Annotated in this window: 14 protein-coding genes; 8 read left to right on the forward strand and 6 right to left on the reverse strand. The window is 73.2% G+C overall.

What is annotated here, in order from left to right:
- The first annotated feature begins 125 nt into the window (after positions 1-125).
- From AC0KTA_RS28235 to AC0KTA_RS28255, 5 genes are all read left to right on the forward strand, one after another.
- Positions 126-1292 carry an NAD(P)/FAD-dependent oxidoreductase gene (locus AC0KTA_RS28235; protein WP_481056588.1) on the forward strand — a complete coding sequence of 389 codons (1167 nt, stop codon included), beginning with the start codon at positions 126-128 and terminating at the stop codon, positions 1290-1292.
- A 324-nt stretch (positions 1293-1616) separates the two neighbouring features.
- A complete protein-coding gene (locus tag AC0KTA_RS28240; protein WP_481051028.1) occupies positions 1617-1982 on the forward strand; it encodes an Rv2175c family DNA-binding protein in 366 nt (121 codons plus the stop codon).
- Positions 1983-2052: 70 nt separating this feature from the next.
- On the forward strand, positions 2053-2724 hold the full coding sequence (gene thiE, locus AC0KTA_RS28245) for a thiamine phosphate synthase (protein ID WP_481051029.1): 672 nt from the start codon (positions 2053-2055) through the stop codon (positions 2722-2724).
- Between the two features lie 170 nt (positions 2725-2894).
- Positions 2895-3815 (forward strand): methylenetetrahydrofolate reductase [NAD(P)H], encoded by a 921-nt coding sequence (gene metF, locus AC0KTA_RS28250; protein WP_481051030.1) that lies wholly within the window; start codon positions 2895-2897, stop codon positions 3813-3815.
- Between the two features lie 45 nt (positions 3816-3860).
- Positions 3861-4787, forward strand: a complete 927-nt coding sequence (locus AC0KTA_RS28255) for a hypothetical protein (RefSeq protein ID WP_481051031.1) — start codon at positions 3861-3863, stop codon at positions 4785-4787.
- A gap of 61 nt (positions 4788-4848) precedes the next feature.
- Here AC0KTA_RS28255 and AC0KTA_RS28260 read toward each other — a convergent pair whose 3' ends face one another.
- The 5 genes from AC0KTA_RS28260 to AC0KTA_RS28280 form a co-directional block, all read right to left on the reverse strand.
- Entirely contained in the window at positions 4849-6396 is a 1548-nt protein-coding gene (locus AC0KTA_RS28260; protein WP_481051032.1) for a phytoene desaturase family protein, read from the reverse strand.
- An 84-nt stretch (positions 6397-6480) separates the two neighbouring features.
- Positions 6481-7095, reverse strand: a complete 615-nt coding sequence (locus tag AC0KTA_RS28265) for a DUF4126 domain-containing protein (protein ID WP_481051033.1) — start codon at positions 7093-7095, stop codon at positions 6481-6483.
- A gap of 396 nt (positions 7096-7491) precedes the next feature.
- The gene (locus AC0KTA_RS28270) at positions 7492-8109 is read right to left on the reverse strand and encodes a TetR/AcrR family transcriptional regulator (protein WP_481051034.1); all 618 of its coding nucleotides are present in this window, start codon (positions 8107-8109) and stop codon (positions 7492-7494) included.
- Positions 8110-8138: 29 nt separating this feature from the next.
- On the reverse strand, positions 8139-10223 hold the full coding sequence (locus tag AC0KTA_RS28275) for a YhgE/Pip family protein (RefSeq protein WP_481051035.1): 2085 nt from the start codon (positions 10221-10223) through the stop codon (positions 8139-8141).
- Complete coding sequence (locus AC0KTA_RS28280) at positions 10195-10989, reverse strand: ATP-binding cassette domain-containing protein (RefSeq protein ID WP_481051036.1); 795 nt, start codon at positions 10987-10989, stop codon at positions 10195-10197. Before AC0KTA_RS28280 ends, AC0KTA_RS28275 begins: the two co-directional genes overlap by 29 nt.
- Before the next feature lie 172 nt (positions 10990-11161).
- Here AC0KTA_RS28280 and AC0KTA_RS28285 point away from each other — a divergent pair, with 172 nt between their 5' ends.
- The 3 genes from AC0KTA_RS28285 to AC0KTA_RS28295 all read left to right on the forward strand — a co-directional run bounded on the left by AC0KTA_RS28285 (position 11162) and on the right by AC0KTA_RS28295 (position 13447).
- Positions 11162-11689, forward strand: a complete 528-nt coding sequence (locus AC0KTA_RS28285; RefSeq protein ID WP_481051037.1) for an SAV_6107 family HEPN domain-containing protein — start codon at positions 11162-11164, stop codon at positions 11687-11689.
- Between the two features lie 200 nt (positions 11690-11889).
- Positions 11890-12723, forward strand: a complete 834-nt coding sequence (locus tag AC0KTA_RS28290) for a methyltransferase (RefSeq protein ID WP_481051038.1) — start codon at positions 11890-11892, stop codon at positions 12721-12723.
- Between the two features lie 301 nt (positions 12724-13024).
- The gene (locus AC0KTA_RS28295; protein WP_481051039.1) at positions 13025-13447 is read left to right on the forward strand and encodes a DUF3040 domain-containing protein; all 423 of its coding nucleotides are present in this window, start codon (positions 13025-13027) and stop codon (positions 13445-13447) included.
- 230 nt (positions 13448-13677) lie between these two features.
- Here AC0KTA_RS28295 and AC0KTA_RS28300 read toward each other — a convergent pair whose 3' ends face one another.
- Complete coding sequence (locus AC0KTA_RS28300; protein WP_481051040.1) at positions 13678-16092, reverse strand: transglutaminase TgpA family protein; 2415 nt, start codon at positions 16090-16092, stop codon at positions 13678-13680.
- Between the last annotated feature and the right edge of the window lie 3 nt (positions 16093-16095).

Here is a 16095-nt window from a genome sequence, read left to right on the forward strand (position 1 = left end):
GTCGCCCGGCGGGGAGTTAAGCCCGTCGTGTCCGCGGCCGGGGGCGTCGCCCTAGAGTTGATCGGGTGAGCGACGAGCAGAAGAGGGTGGCGGCGGGGCGGCGCGTGGTGATCGTCGGCGCCGGGATGGCCGGGGTGCAGTCCGCAGTGGCGCTGCGTGAGCAGGGCTTCACGGGCACGATCACGCTGATCGGCGCGGAGCCCCATCAGCCGTACGACCGGCCGCCGCTGTCCAAGGCGGTGCTGCTCGGCAAGGCGGAGGGCTCCGCCTTCGACATCGACTTCGAGGCGCTCGGCATCGAACTGCGGCTGGGGCTCGACGTCACCGGCGTCCGCCCCGCCGACCACGAACTGGACACCGAGGCGGGCCCGGTCGGGTACGACACCCTGGTCCTCGCGACCGGCGCCGAACCGATTCGGCTGCCCGGCTCCGAGGGCGTCCCCGGCGTGCATCTGCTGCGCACGCTCGACGACGCCGAGCGGCTGCGGCCGGTCCTCGCCGAGCAGCACGACGTCGTGGTCGTCGGCGCGGGCTGGATCGGCGCCGAGTTCACCACGGCGGCCCGTGACGCGGGCTGTTCCGTGACCGTGGTGGAGGCCGCGGACCGCCCGCTCGCGGGCGCGCTGCCCGCCGAGGTCGCGGCGCCGATGGCGGCCTGGTACGCCGACGCCGGGGCCGAACTGCGCACCCACGCGCGCGTGGAGCGCGTCGAGCCCGGCGCGGTGTTCCTCGACGACGGCACGCGGCTGCCCGCGGGCGCCGTCGTCGTCGGCATCGGCGCGCGGCCCGCGACGGCGTGGCTCGTGGGCTCCGGCATCGCGCTCGGCGCCCACCGCGAGGTGCTGGCCGACGAGCGGCTTCGCACGTCCGCGCCCGATGTGTACGCGGTCGGCGACTGCGCGTCGTTCCCTTCGGGGCGGTACGGGGAGCGGCTGCTCGTGCACCACTGGGACAACGCGATCCAGGGCCCGCGCACGGTCGCGGCGAACATCATCGGCGAGACTCCGTCGGTGTACGACCCCGTGCCGTACTTCTGGTCCGAGCAGTTCGGGCGCTTCGTCCAGTACGCGGGCCACCACTCGCCCGGCGACGAGCTGATCTGGCGGGGCGACCCCGCGACGCCCGCGTGGACGGTCTGCTGGCTCCGTGACGGAGCACTCACCGCCCTTCTCGCGGTGGGCCGCCCCCGGGACCTCGCCCAGGCCCGCAAGCTGATCGAGTCCGCGACCCGCCTGGACCCCACCCTGACCGCGGACCCGGCAATCCCCCTGAAGCGCGCCGTCGCCTCTTGACCCCCTGCCGCTTCGCGGCGGGGGTCTTTTCCCACCCACCCGCCCGTTACGGCCGTCCGGTGGGTGACACCGCTCACCCTGCCCCGCCGCTGCGCGGCGGATCCCCCGCCCTGCACCGGACCGGTGCTGCCCACCCCTGCGGGCGGCCCGACCGGTTCCCCTGTGGGCGGCTGGGCCGCCCACAGGGCGGAACGGGCGGGCACAGCCCCGGTTCCGGCCACTCCAAGGACCACAGGGACCCATGTACCCCCAGGGGGCACCCTGGGACCCACCAGGGCCACACCCCCGCTTCCGGCCCCCGGCCAGAAATGGCACGCTTGATCCGTGACCGAGATTGACGCAAAGACCGATGCTCTCGTCCCCGCCTGGCTGTACCTCCCCGACATCGCAGAGATGCTCGGTGTGGAGGTGACGCGCGTGCGCCAGCTGGTCAAGGAGGGCCAGCTCATCGCCGTGCGCCGTGGTGAGAACCGCGCGCTCCAGGTGCCCGCCGCCTTCATCGACGGCGACAAGGTGGTCAAGGGCCTTTCCGGCACCCTGACGCTCCTGAGGGACGACGGTTTCACCGACGAAGAAGCGCTCGAGTGGCTCTTCACCCCCGACCCGACCCTGCCGGGCACCCCCGCGCAGGCCCTGAGCGAGAATCGCGGGACGGAGGTGAAGCGCCGCGCGCAGGCGCTCGCCGTCTGACCTGAAACAACCGTCCGGCGTACGGGCCGCACCCGCGGCCCGTACGCCACCGACACGGGGGGACTTCTCCATGGCCACCGACACGGCGGGCGCGTCCGCGCGCGCCCGGCTCGCCGACGCCCTGCTCTACCTGTGCGTGGACGCCCGCAAGCGCCAGGGGGACCTCCCGCAGTTCCTGGACGCCGTCCTCGCGGGCGGCGTCGACATCGTGCAGCTGCGCGACAAGGGCATGGAGGCCGCCGAGGAGCTGGAGCACCTCCAGGTCTTCGCCGAGGCCGCGCGCCGGCACGGCAAGCTCCTCGCGGTGAACGACCGCGCGGACGTCGCGCATGCCATCGGCGCCGACGTGCTGCACCTGGGCCAGGGCGACCTGCCCGTGCCCGCGGCCCGCGCCATCCTCGGCCCGACCGGCGACGACGTCCTGATCGGCCGCTCCACGCACGCCGAGCACGAGGCCGCCGCGGCCGCCGTCCAGGACGGCGTGGACTACTTCTGCACCGGCCCGTGCTGGCCGACCCCCACGAAGCCGGGCCGGCCCGCCCCGGGCCTCGACCTGGTCCGGTACACGGCCTCGCTCGGCACCGACCGCCCCTGGTTCGCGATCGGCGGCATCGACGCGGGCAACCTGGACGAGGTCCTCGAAGCCGGCGCACGCCGGGTGGTAGTCGTCCGCGCCCTGACCGAGGCGGACGACCCCGGCGCCGCCGCCGCGGACTTCGCCAAGCGGCTGCGTACGGCCTGAGGGGCCGAGCTCTCCCTGCGGCCCGGTCGCGATTTTGGCCCGTTTTCATATACGTACACCCGTTTGATCAACACCCCCATGGTGTCCGATGCGTGGACAACAAACCGACTAACAGGACAAATGACCAACGTGCGGTTGGGGGACCGCCCCAGCCTGGCTAACCTGCCGGTATGGCCCTAGGCACTGCTTCCACCAGGACTGACCGCGCACGGACCGTGCGTGACATGCTCGCGACCGGCAAAACCACGTACTCCTTCGAGTTCTCGGCGCCGAAGACTCCCAAGGGCGAGCGGATCCTGTGGAACTCGCTGCGCAGGGTCGAGGCCGTCGCGCCCAGCTTCGTCTCCGTGACGTACGGCGCCGGCGGCTCCACGCGCGCGGGCACGGTGCGCGAGACCCAGCAGATCGTCGCCGACTCGACCCTCACGCCCGTCGCCCACCTCACCGCCGTCGACCACTCCGTCGCCGAACTGCGCAACATCATCGGGCAGTACGCCGACGCCGGGATCCGCAACATGCTCGCGCTGCGCGGCGATCCGCCCGGCGACCCGATGGGCGAGTGGGTCAAACACCCCGAGGGGCTGACCTACGCCGCCGAGCTGGTACGGCTCATCAAGGAATCGGGCGATTTCTGCGTGGGCGTGGCCGCGTTCCCGGCGATGCACCCGCGCTCGGCGGACTGGGAGTCCGACGTCCGGAACTTCGTCGACAAGTGCCGCGCGGGCGCCGACTACGCGATCACCCAGATGTTCTTCCACCCGGAGGAATACCTCCGCCTGCGCGACCGCGTCGAGGCGGCAGGCTGCGAGACGCCGATCATCCCGGAGATCATGCCGGTGACGAATGTGCGCCAGCTGGAGCGATTGCCGCAGCTCAGCAACGCGGATTTCCCGCCCGAACTGAAAGAGCGGATCCTCTCGGTCAAAGACGATCCCGCCGCTGTACGCTCCATTGGCATCGAGTTCGCGACGGAGTTCTGCGCGCGACTGCTCGCCGAGGGAGTGCCGGGGCTGCACTTCATCACGCTGAACAACTCCACGGCGACGCTGGAGATCTACGAAAATCTGGGCCTGCACCACCAGCAGGCCTGACCGGTCGTACCCCTGAGGCCGCGGCCGCAGGGGAGAGGGGCGTACATGGGCTGGACGGTCCTCTACATCGCGTTCGGCATCGTCGCGCTGTGGCTGCTCGGCGAGGTGCTGCTGCAGTACAAGGCACGGCTGCGCTGGCGGCTGCTCGCCTTCGTCGGCTTCCTCGGCGTCGTCGCCGGCGTCCTGATGCCGTCGGTGGCGGTCATCGCGGTGGGCGCGATCGCGTTCGCGACCGGACAGACGTACGTGACGCTGTCATTCCGCCGGGGCTTCTCCACCGGCTGGGCGCTCGGCGGGCAGCCGGGCGCGAGCAGGCGCCGCAAGGGCGCGGGCGCGCGCGGCGCGGCCCCGGAGCCCACGCTCCAGGTGTCCGACCTCGAGTACGCGGCGGCGCCGCCCGAGCCCGGCGCGCCCCCGCCGGACGTCCTCGCCCAGGAGAACACCGGCACCGGCGTGTACGCGCCCGAGCCCATGCCCGACGACACCGGCCAGTACGGCGTCTACAGCGACGCGGCGTACGCCCAGCCCCCGGCCGGTGACAACTACGGCTTCGACACCTACGCCGCGTACGACCCGCAGGGCGGGCAGGCTCAGCAGGAGCAGCAGGACTCGCTGCACTTCGCCTACGGCGAGACCGGCGAGCAGCGGTACGCCGCCTACTCCGACCCGTACATCGGCACGCAGACCTACGGCGCGCAGCCGGGCTACGACACCTACGGCGACCCGCCGCCGTACGCGCCCTACGGGGGCGACACCTACGGCGGCGGCTACCAGGACACCCCGCCCGGCGGCGTGTGGGTCCCGCAGCAGCGCACGACCGACGCCGCGCCGCCGTACGGCGGCGGCCTGCCGGGCGAACTCCCGCCCGAGCAGCCCGGCTATCCGCCGTTCCCGGGCGAGGTGCCGCAGCAGCCCGGGGACACGTTCGGCTATGAGTCCGGGTTCAACGGGGAGCAGCAGTACCGGTATTGAGCAGCGGTTACTTCGATCTCTTCTTGAGCAGCGGTCACTGCGATCGGCTCTTGAGCCGCGGTCACTGCGACCCCCGGAACTCCGGGCCCTCCACGACGAGTCCGGCGACCAGCGTCCCGGACATGCCCGCGTGCGGCAGTCCGCCGCCGGGGTGCGACCAGCCGCCGACCGTGTAGAGCCCCGTCAGCGCCGTGCTGTTGGCCGGGTGCAGGCGCCGCCCGCCGGCGGCCGCGAGGGCCGGGGGCGGGACCGCGCCGCCGTCGGCGCCGGTGCTCTCGGCGACGTCCGCGGGGGCGCGGACCTCGTGCCACAGGAGGCGGTCACGGAGGTCGGGTATCGCGCGTTCGGCGTGGGTGATCAGGCTTTCGGCCTGTACGGCGAAGACGTCGCGCGACGGCCGGTCCGGGCCGCCGGGCGATGGCCGGTCCGGGCCGCCGGGATCCGCGGGCACTGTGGTGGTCAGCGTGACCGCTTCGTGGCCGGCGTCCGGCACCGACGTGCTGTCGTCGGGCCGCGTCACCGTCATCGTGGGCTGCGCCACCATGGCCGGGTGATCGCCGAACAGGCCGTCCAGCTCCTTCGCGCCGTCGGCTGCGTGCACCACCGTCTTGTGTGGCGCTCCCTCCGGGCGGGGCCCGCGCAGGGCGAGCAGGACCGTGAGGCGGCTGGGCAGGCCGGACTGCGGGGGGACGTCCTGGGGAGCGCGGGCGGCCGTCCCTGACAGCATCCGGGCCAGCACCTCGGGGGCGACGCCGGCCACCACGAAGTCGGCGTCCACGACGGTCCCGTCCGCAAGCTCGACTCCCGCCGCGCGGCCGTCCTTCTCCACGATCCGCACGACCGCCGAGTCGAACGCGAACTCGACCCTGCGGGCCAGACACCGCTCGTACACCGCCGTCGCGAGGGCCCTCATGCCGCCGCGCACGGACCAGGTGCCGAAGGTCTGCTCCATGTACGGCAGGACTGCCGCGCTCGCCGGGGCCGTGCGCGGATCCAGGCCGTGCGCCAGGGCGTAGTGGCCGAGGAGAGCGCACAGGCGGGGCTCGCCGCCCAGCTCGAACTCGGCGATCTCGGCGAGCGTGGTCGCGCGCCGCTCGCGGCGCAGCAGGCGCTTCTGGGCGACCGAGGGATAGGGCTCGCGCTCGGCGAGCACCTGCCAGTTCGGCCACAGGGGCTCTTCCAGGAGGGGGCGGCGGGTGCGGTCCCAGGCCTCCCGCGCGCGGTTCATGAGCGCCGCCCAGCGCGCGCCCGCGCCGGTGCCGAGCGCGGCGTCCAGGGCCTCGCCGACGCCCGCGCGCGAGGCGTTCGGCAGGTCCGTCGTCGTGCCGTCCGCGAAGACGTGCCGCACGGCCGGCTCGACCTGGGTCAGCTCGACGCACTCCTCCAGGGGCTGCTTGCCCGTCTTCACGAACAGATCGCGGTAGACCGCGGGCAGATGGAGCACGGCCGGGCCCGTGTCGAAGCCGAAGCCGTCACGCTCCACGCGGCCCAGCGCGCCGCCGTACGTCGCCGCGCGCTCGTGCACCACCACCCGGTGGCCCGCGACGGCCAGCCGGGCGGCGGCCGTCATGGCGCCCATCCCGGCGCCGATCACCACAATCCGTGCCATGCCAGGGACTGTATCGGCCGCCACTGACAGTGTTGTCGGGTGCCCGGCACCGTCCCGTTCTCCGTCCGGTGAACGCCCGCCGCCTCAGTCCGGTGGCCGCCCTGCCGCCGCCGCGAGCCGCCGTTCCTCCCGGCGCTGCGCCCTGCGCCGCAGGAACCGCCGGATCCGGTGTGCGAGGAACAGCAGCAGTACGAGACCGGCGACGAGCAGCACGGCCGCGATGATCGCCGCGGCCTCGGGGTGGAACATCGCGAAGCTGACGATTCCGCCGACCCCGAGGTCCTCGGCGGTGCTCAGGACGAGGTTGCTGAACGGCTCGGGGGAGGTGTTGACCGCCATCCGCGTCCCGGCCTTGACGGCGTGGCTCGCGAGGGCCGTCGAGCCGCCGACCGCGCCCGCCGCCACGTCCGGCAGCGAACCGCTCTGCCCGGCGAGCAGCGCCCCAACCACAGCGCCGGACACCGGCCGGACGACGGTGTGCACCGCGTCCCACGCCGAATCGACGTAAGGGATCTTGTCGGCGACGGCCTCGCAGGCGAACAGCACGCCCGCGGTGATCAGCACGCCGGGGCTCTGCAGCGACTCCGGGACCTCGTCGGACAGCCCCGTGGCCCCGAAGACACCGAGCAGCAGGATCACCGCGTAGGCGTTGATCCCGCTCGCCCAGCCACTGGTGAACACCAGGGGGAGTACGGACACGGACGTGATCGTAACCAGCGGGGACCGTTCCAGCCCGGCATGAGCATCCAGGTCGGCCTGCCTGGGGGTGAGCACTCAGGCCTGAGTATCCGTACCTAGTGAAGGAGATGAGTACGCGCGCGGATGGGCCCCGACCTGCGGGGACGGAAGAGTGAGGGCACGGAGAAGGGCGCGGTACCGGCACCGCCGACACGGGGCGGCGGAACGGGGCGGCGCCCTTGCCGCTCCTCCCGCCTCTGTCGGGAGGGAGGAACGGGGGTGACCGGGGGACGACCACGGGGGTCGTGCGGGGGAATGCAAGAAGCGCGGGTCCGGTGGCCTGGGGTTCCAGGCCACCGGACCCGCGCCGCGCGACGACTGCGAACGGGTGAACGGGGCCGCTCTGGGTGCCGCCCGCTACCTCCCGCCGCTCACCCTCCCCTGGAGCAGCCGCGACAGCGCCGCGTGCACGTCGTCCAGCGAGCGCTCCGGCTGGAAGGCCTGCCAGTCGAGCGCCGCCACCAGGACCATCCCGACGAGCGCGGCCGCCGTCAGCGGGATGTCGATCTCCTCGCTCAGCTCGCCGTTCCGCACGCCCTCGCGCAGGACGTCCTCGACGACCGCGACAGCCTGCTGGCGCACGACCATGAGCGTGGACTGCCAGGCACGGTTCGTGCGCCACAGCTCGGCCACGTACAGCTGGGTGAAGGCCGGATAGCGGTCGATGAAGAGGAGGCCCGCGCGGATCATCGCGTCCAGCGCGTCGACCTGCCGGCCCCCCTCCAGGGCGGCTTCGTCCGCGGCCTGTTTGAGGGAGGCGGTGAGCAGCCCCACGCCGTGCCGCAGCAGCTCTTCGAAGAGGACTGATTTGCTGGCGAAGTTGTAGTAGACCGTGCCTTTCGCGACTCCCGCCCGCTCGGCGATCTCGTCAACTGTCGTGGCGGAGAACCCCTGTTCCGCGATGAGGGTGACGGCGGCTTCGTAGAGCTTCTGCCGGGTGGCCTCACGCCGCGTGCTGCTCGCGCTACTTTCCATGGGCTTGATTTTCACAGGTTCCGACCCGTTCACAGGCTCAGCTCCGGGTGCAGCCGGTCCAGAGTCCACACCTGTTTGCGGCGCGCGGAGACGGCGGTGAGCGCCAGCGCGCCCGCGGTGAACGCCAGCAGGACCGCGCACGCCGTCCACACCGGGCCGAGGCCACCGCCCGTGATGAGTCTGCGCAGGGCGTCGACGACGTAACTCATCGGCAGGTAGGGGTGGATCGCCTCGAAGAACTTCGGGCTGGTCTGTACGGGATACGTGCCGCCCGCCGAGGTGAGCTGGAGCATCAGGAAGGCGAGGACGAGGATCCGTCCGGCCGCCCCGAAGCGCGCGTTCAGCCACTGCACGATCGCCGCGAAGCAGCCGGTCACCAGGACGAGGAAGCCGATCGTCCCGGCCGCCCGCTCCATCTGCAGGCCCAGCCGCCAGTGCAGGACCGACATGAGTGCCCCCACTTGCAGCACTCCGAGGGCGGCGACCGGGAGCCAGCCCGCGAGCGCGATCCGCCAGGCGGGGGCGCCCGCGGCGAGCGCGCGCCGGTTGAGCGGCTGGATGAGCATGTACGCCACCATGGCGCCCACCCACAGGGACAGCGGGATGAAGTACGGGGCGAAACCGGTGCCGTAGTTGGGCGCCTTGTGCAGCGACTGGGAGGCGAGCTGCACTGGGTCGGCCATGACGTCGGTGCGCCGGTCGCGGTCCTGCTTGTCGTAGTCGGGGATCTTCTTGACGCCGTCGTGCAGTCCGCCCGCCAACTCCTGGGAGCCGTCGGCCAGTTTGAACATGCCGCCGTCGAGGTCGTCGGCACCCGTCTTCAGCTTGCCGACGCCCGTGTCCAGGTCCGTGGCGCCGGTCTGGGCCGTGCCGAGGCCCGTGTGCAGCTTCTTGGCGCCCGTGGCGACCTTCCCCGCGCCCCTGTTGAGCGCGTTGACGTCCCTGACGGTCTTCTCCAGGTTCTCGTCCAGGTGCGGGGCGCGGTCCGCGAGGCCCTGAGCCTTCTTCTGGAGGGTGGCGAGGTTGGTGTCGAGGCTCTTCAGGTCGCCGTTCTGGTCCTTGACGAGGGTGTCGACGTCTCCGGCGATGACCGAGACGTCGGCCGCGACCTCCTTGGCCTTCTTCAGCTTCGGGCACCAGGCGGCGGGGTCGGGGAGCCGTTGGCACTGCTCTTCGTAGAGGCCGTTCAGGGCGGCCGACGCCTCCTTGGCGTCCGTCGCCGCCTTGGGAGCCTTCTCGACGAGGGTGTCCAGGTTGTTGCGCACCGCACGGGAGGAGTCGGCGACGAGCTGCGCGGAGTCACCGAGTACCTTGCCGTTGTCCTTCAGGTACGGCCGGACCTTGGCCGCGTCGCCGTTGACGCGGTCGGCCAGCTTCTGGGTGCCGTCCGCGACGCGCCGTGAGCCGTCCTCCAGGTCGCCGGCGCCGGTGTGCAGCTTCTTGACGCCCGAGGCGAGGTCCCCGCTGCCGTCCTTGGCGTCCTTCAGGCCGTCGACGAGCTTCTCCGAGCCCTTCTTGGCCTTCCCGATGCCGCCTTCGAGCCGGTCCGCGCCCTTGGCGGCCTGCTGGGTCTTGCCGTGGATGTCGGAGAACGAGATGAAGATCTTGTCGAGCATGCCCCGCGACGCCTTCGTGGACGCGGCGGTGCGCACCTCGGAGAAGACCGTCCGTGAGATCTGCCCGACGATGTAGTTGTTGGCGTCGTTCGTGCGGACCCGCAGAGCGCCCGTCTCCGGAGAGTCACCCGAACTGGAGCCCACCCGCTCGCTGAAGTCGGACGGCATCGTCAGCGACAGGTAGTACGTGCCGTCCTCGACGCCCTCGCGGGCCTCGGCGGCGCTCACCTCGTGCCAGTCGAAGGTCCTGCTGTCACGCAGCCCGTCGACGATGCCGTCGCCCGCCGTGAGCTTCTTGCCGTCGACGGTGGCGCCCTTGTCGTCGTTCACCAGGGCCACGGGGATCTTGTCCAGGCGGCCGTACGGATCCCAGAAGGACCACAGGTACAGCGCGCCGTACAGCAGGGGCAGCAGCATGAGCGCCACCAGGGCCGCGCGGGGGAGCCTGCCCCTGCCGAAACGCTTGAGCTCAAGCGCGGCGAGCTTCGGCGACCGCATCCGCCGTCTCCTTGTCGTCGATTCCGGCGCCTTCGTACTCTTCGGGGTCTTCGCGTTCTTCGGTGCGCACGACTTCTTCAGTGCGTACGACGACCGCCCCCTCGGGGGCCTCGCTGCACACGGCCACGACGGTGGTCCCGCGCGCGGCGATGGACCGCAACAGGGCCCAGGCCTCGTCCCGTTCGGCGTCCGAGAGCTTCAGGTCGGTGTCGTCGACGCCGAGGAGCCGGGGCCGGCCGATCAGCGCGAGCGCCACGGACAGCCGCAGCGCCTGAAGCCGGTCCAGGTCGCGCACGGACGTCCGCGAGCCCTTGGGCAGTGCCTCGATGTCGAGCCCGGCGGCCCGCACCGCGGTGTCGACGCGCAGCCGGGACGCGGTGGCCCGCTCGGACCGCGGCCGCAGCAGCGCGCGCAGCGAACCCTCGAACCGCCGCTCCAGGAGCGCGCGTTCCCGCAGGTGCTCGGCGACGGTCAGGGCGGGGTCCAGGTCGGTGACGCCGGGGACGGGCCCGAGCGCGCTGATCCCGCGCACCGCCGCGAGCTGCTTGGGCAGCCGGAAGCGGCCCACGGACGCCGTGCCCTCGGTGGCGCGCATACGTCCCGTGAGCGCGAGCAGCAGACAGGTGCGGCCGGAGCCCGACGGGCCTTCGAGCGCGATGAGCGCGCCCGGCTCCGCCTTGATCCCGATCCCCCGGAACGCCCAGCCCCGCGGTCCCTTGAGGCCGAAGTCCGCCGCGCTGACGGCGGTGCCGTGCGGACCGTCCACGGTCCCCCCTCGTATCGCCTTGCGACTGCTTTTGAACTGACTGGTCAGTGCAAAAGTTATCTCGAACCTTCGATCGAGGCAAAGGTGCAGGTCAGCGCGGATTGTCAGTGGCGTACTCCACGATGGGCACATACGGCCACTGCGCCGTCACACAGACGACAGGAGGTTCGTCATGGCCAGTACTCACGCCGCAGCCGCACGCCGGCGCCGCGCCCTCGGCCCTGCCCCCTCACTGACCGGCCCCGCGAGCGACGTCCACCCGGTGCTCCGCCGGGCCACGGCCCCGCCCGCCGCCCTCGAACTGCTCGCCCAGGCCCGCGCCGGACTCGACGAGGCGGCGCACCTGGACACTCCGAACGAGCGCTATGCCACCGCCCACCTCGCCGCCCTGCGCACCGCCGCCGCGGTCCTCGCCGCCCGCGGCCGCCCCGAGCTCAGCCCGCGCCGCAGGCAGCGCATCCGGAGCGCCTGGGAAGTGCTCCCGGAAATAGCCCCCGAACTGACCGAGTGGAGCGCCCTGTTCGCCTCCGGTGCCGCCCGCAGGGCCCGCGCCGAGGCGGGCATCCAGGGCGCCGCGAGCCTCCGCGACGCCGACGACCTGCTGCGTGACGTGGCGATGTTCCTGCGCCTGGTCGAGCGCATGCTCGTCCTCCAGCCCGTGCTGCCCCAGCCGAGAAAGGAGCCGCCGGACGCGGGCTGATCCCGGCCGACCCCCGTCGCCCCGCGGGCGGCCCGGCTGCTCGCGCGGGGCGGACGGGGGGGGCGACGGGGGTCGGCGGGCGGAGCGGTCGGCGCCGACGGATGACGGGGCGTGGTCGCGAAGGCAATAGGGTGGGGAGCGCCCGCACCCGAACAGCCCGCCATAGATCAGGCGGAGCCCCCGCCGAGGAGTCAACTGCCGTGTCGGACCCGATGCGCCCCCGCGCTTCTCTCCGTACAGCCGTGGTCTGGGACGTCCTTAAGGACGCCCTCGACCGCCGGGTCAAGGCCACGGCGCAGGAGCCGGACACCGCACCCGAAGGCCGCGGCGGCCGCGGCGGTCTCGACGTGCTCGACACCGGCGGCGGCAGCGGCAACTTCGCCGTGCCGGTCGCCCGCCTCGGCCACCGCGTCACGGTCGTCGACCCCAGCCCGAACGCGCTGTTCGCCCTGGAGCGCCGCGCCGCCGAGGCCGGTGTCGCCGACCGCGTGCGCGGCGTGCAGGGCGACGTGCACGGCCTCTTCGACGTCGTCGAGCGCGGCGGGTACGACGCGGTGCTGTGCCACGGCGTCCTGGAGTACGTGGACGACCCGGCCGAAGGCATGCGGAACGTCGTCAGCGCGCTGCGCCCCGCCGGCGTGGTGAGCCTGCTCGCCGCGGGCCTCGGCGGCGCCGTCCTGGCCCGCGCCCTCGCCGGGCACTTCAGCGAGGCCCACCGCGCCCTTGACGACCCGGCCGGGCGCTGGGGCGAGGGCGACCCGGTGCCGCGCCGCTTCACCGCCGAGCAGCTGACCGAGCTGGTCCAGGGCGCCGGCCTGCGCGTCGGGGCCGTGCACGGCGTGCGGGTCTTCGCCGACCTGGTCCCCGGCGTCCTGGTGGACACCGAGCCCGGCGCCCTGGAGGCGCTGCTCAAGCTGGAGGCCGCCGCCGCGGAACTGCCCGCGTTCCACTCCGTGGCCACGCAACTGCACGTGCTCGGTGAGACACCCGGGGCAGCAGAGGCCACCGCGGCACCCGCGACCGCCGAGGCCTGAGCCCCGACGGGCCCGCGGGACGCGTGTGACAGGTGGGACCGGCTCGCTGATCAGCGACGCAGCCGCACATGGAGTACGCCACAGGCCCCCCGAACGGGCTACCGGCGCCGTATGATCGAGGGACACCGTCCGGCATGACGGACCGGCCGCTGGGGAATGCAGGCTTCAGCGAGCCGGAGCGACCTGGCGGTCCGGTTTGGCGAAGTTGGCGCAGAGGGGCGGGTTTCACGGGGGCGATTCCCTGCCTATCCTGAAGGGGACCCCCCGGTCGCCCCGGCGACTGCACGATGAGGAGGACTCCGTGCCGCTCTCGGAGCACGAGCAGCGCATGCTCGAGCAGATGGAGCGAGCGCTGTACGCCGAAGATCCCAAGTTCGCGACAGCGCTTGAGGGAAGCGGGCTGCGTACGTACACCCGGAAGCGGGTCTACCAAGCGGTCGCGGGCTTCCTGGTGGGCATTGCCCTTCTCATGGCCGGAATGGTCGCCCAGCTGATCTGGGTGAGCGTAGTGGGTTTCCTCGTCATGCTGGGGTGTGCCGTGCTCGCCGTCACTGGTTGGCGCAAAGCGCCCAAGCCGGGTGAACAGGCCCCCGGCACCGCCGCGACCACGGGCACCGGCGCACCACCCGGCCGCCGGCATCAGCCCCGGCAGCGGCGCTCCATGATGGACCGCATCGAAGAGCGCTGGCAGCGCCGCAGGGACGAGCAGCAGGGCGGCCAGTAGCCCGTTCGGCCGCCGCGCCCGACGCCGCCTGACGCCGCCCGACGTCCGGGGAGCCCGGCAGCCGTTCGTCGGCCGCCCGGCCGTCCTCCGTGCCACGCCGCCTGAAAGTCTCTGACACCAACGCACGCCCACGTACGCACACGAGCCACGTACGCACACGAGTGGGGGGTGACCGCCCCGGCGGTCACCCCCCACTCGCATGTCCGGGCCCGCCCGGTGCGGGCCCGGACTCAGCCCTCCTGCCGGGCCGGCCTCCGCAGAGCCGCCCAGCGCTTGGCCGCCCACCGCGACCAGCGGGTGCGCACCGCCGACCAGCGGTCCGACGCCGCCCACACCACCCGGGCGGCCGAACGCGGTGCGACCGTCGCCCGCAGCCGCGCCGAACGGCCGACAGAGGCACGCAGCCCCTCCCGCAGCCGCCGCACATCGTCCCCGAGGCCCTGCGCGGGCTGCGGCCGTGGCGCGTACAGGACCTGCTCCACCGCCGCCGCCACCCGGTGGACCGACTCCGCCGGGCCCGGGCCGAGCTCCCCGACGCGGACGATCCGGGCGGCCGCCTTGCGCGGTGTCTGCGACTCGTCCGGCGCGATGCCGTGGTCCCAGGCGGTGTCGGTGACTTCCAGCCACGCCGCCAGGGTCCGCGCGGCCGCGTCCGCCTCCGTACGCCCGCCGCTCCCGAGCCGCACCGCGCGCACCCGGGCCCGCCAGAGCATCGGCAACGACGGCACGACGAGGATCACCAGCGCGAGCAGCGCTCCGCCGACGATCCAGCCGATCGGCGGCCCGCCGTCGTCGGAAGCGCCCGTGAGCTGCGGCATCGCGCTCGTGCAGCCGCCCTGCTGCTGCATGTCGCGCGGGCAGTCCGAGGACGGCGAGGGCGTCGGCGACGGCGCCGCCGACGAGGACGGCGCGGGCACGGCCGACTCTTCGGAGTCCTCGGACGGAGAGTCCTCACGGGTGTACTCGGGCACCGAGCCGCGGTTCGGTGTCGGCTCGAAACGAGTCCAGCCGACCCCTTCGAAGTACAGCTCGGGCCATGCGTGGGCGTCCCGCAGGCCGACCGACATCGTGCCGTTCGATTGCGCGGAGCCCGGCGTGAAGCCCACCGCGACCCGCGCTGGTATGCCGAGCGTGCGGGCCATCGACGCCATGGCGAAGGAGAAGTGGACGCAGAAGCCCTCCTTCTGCTCCAGGAAGCGGGCGATCGCCGACGGTCCGCTGCCCGCGCGGACCTGCGTGTTGTACGTGAAGCCGCCGTCCGAGGCGAACCAGTCCTGGAGCTTCACCGCGCGTTCGTAGTCGTTCGCCGCGCCCTCGGTGACCTCGCGCGCCTTGGACGACACCACCGACGGCAGCGAGTCCGGCACCTTGGTGAACTCCCGGGCCAGGCCCGACGGCGCGGCGGGCGCGGCCGCGAGCTGCTCGGCGGTCGGCTCCACCACCAGGCTGTTCACGCTGTACTGCGCACCGCGCGTGGTCTGGCCGCGGTCACCGACGACCGCGCGGCCCACCGGCTCGTACCGCCAGCGGCCGTCGATGCGGACCTGGCTGGCCGGATAGGGCATCGGCAGCCAGTTCTGCGCGTAGCGGTCGTCGGCCGAGATGTTCGTCTGGATCTCCGTCCTGCGGACGGAGGGGGACAGGCCCGGCGGGTCCGGCAGCCGGGCCGGCACGTCCGTGATGTCCCGGACGGTGGTCTTCCAGGTGGTGCCGTCGAACTGGTCGAGCGAGACGATCCGCAGGTACATGTCCTGGGTGTTCTTCGCGTTCGTGCGGTACGAGATGACCTGGCGGTCCTCCGGCTGGTTCAGGCTGTCCTGGAGCGCGACCAGGGGGTTCACCGCGGAGATCGTGCCGCCCCCGTCGCCGTCGCCGCCCCCGGGCCCGCCCGAGCCGTCGAGCAGCCCGCCGTCGAGCGCGGGCAGACCGAGCGGCACGACCAGCGCGATGCCCAGGGCGACGGCGCCGATGCGGCGGCCCGTGCGGACCGGCGCGATGGCGCCGCCGTCCGTCTCCAGGCCGCCCGAGACCCGCGCGGGGGCGCGCGCCGCGCCCCCGAACACCCGGCCCCACTGCGAGAGCCGGTCCCGGCCCTCCGCGAGGAGCAGCAGCAGATAGCCCGCCGCGGCCAGCAGGAACCACAGCCACCCCGCGCCGTCCTCGGAGAGGCCCGCCGCGACCGAGTACAGGGCCAGCAGCGGCAGCCCGGCCGGAGCCGCCGTACGGAACGTCACCGCCAGCGCGTCCACCGCCAGGCCCACCACGAGCACGCCGCCGACCAGCATCAGGCGGATGCCGTCGGTCAGCGGCGCCGGAATCGCGTACCGCCCGACGTCGTCGCTGCCCGCCTCGAGCAGCATGCTGAAGTGCTGGAAGACCTCCGGCCCCGGAAGCACCCCGGCGAGCGCCTGCTCCCGCGCGAAGACCAGCGTCAGGAGCAGCAGCGACACCAAGGCCTGCGCGGCCACCGTCACCGGCCGCGCCAGCGGCACCCGCCGCGCGAGCCCGCCCACCCCGCTCTGCAGCGCCAGCAGGATCGCCGCCTGGACGAGCCAGCCCGACGTGTCGACGAGCGGCAGCAGCGCGCCCGACGCCATCAGCGTGGCGGCCGCGGCACACAGCGCCAGCCGCGTACGCCCACTCATGAA

The sequence above is a fragment of the Streptomyces sp. Y309 genome, from assembly GCF_056712025.1.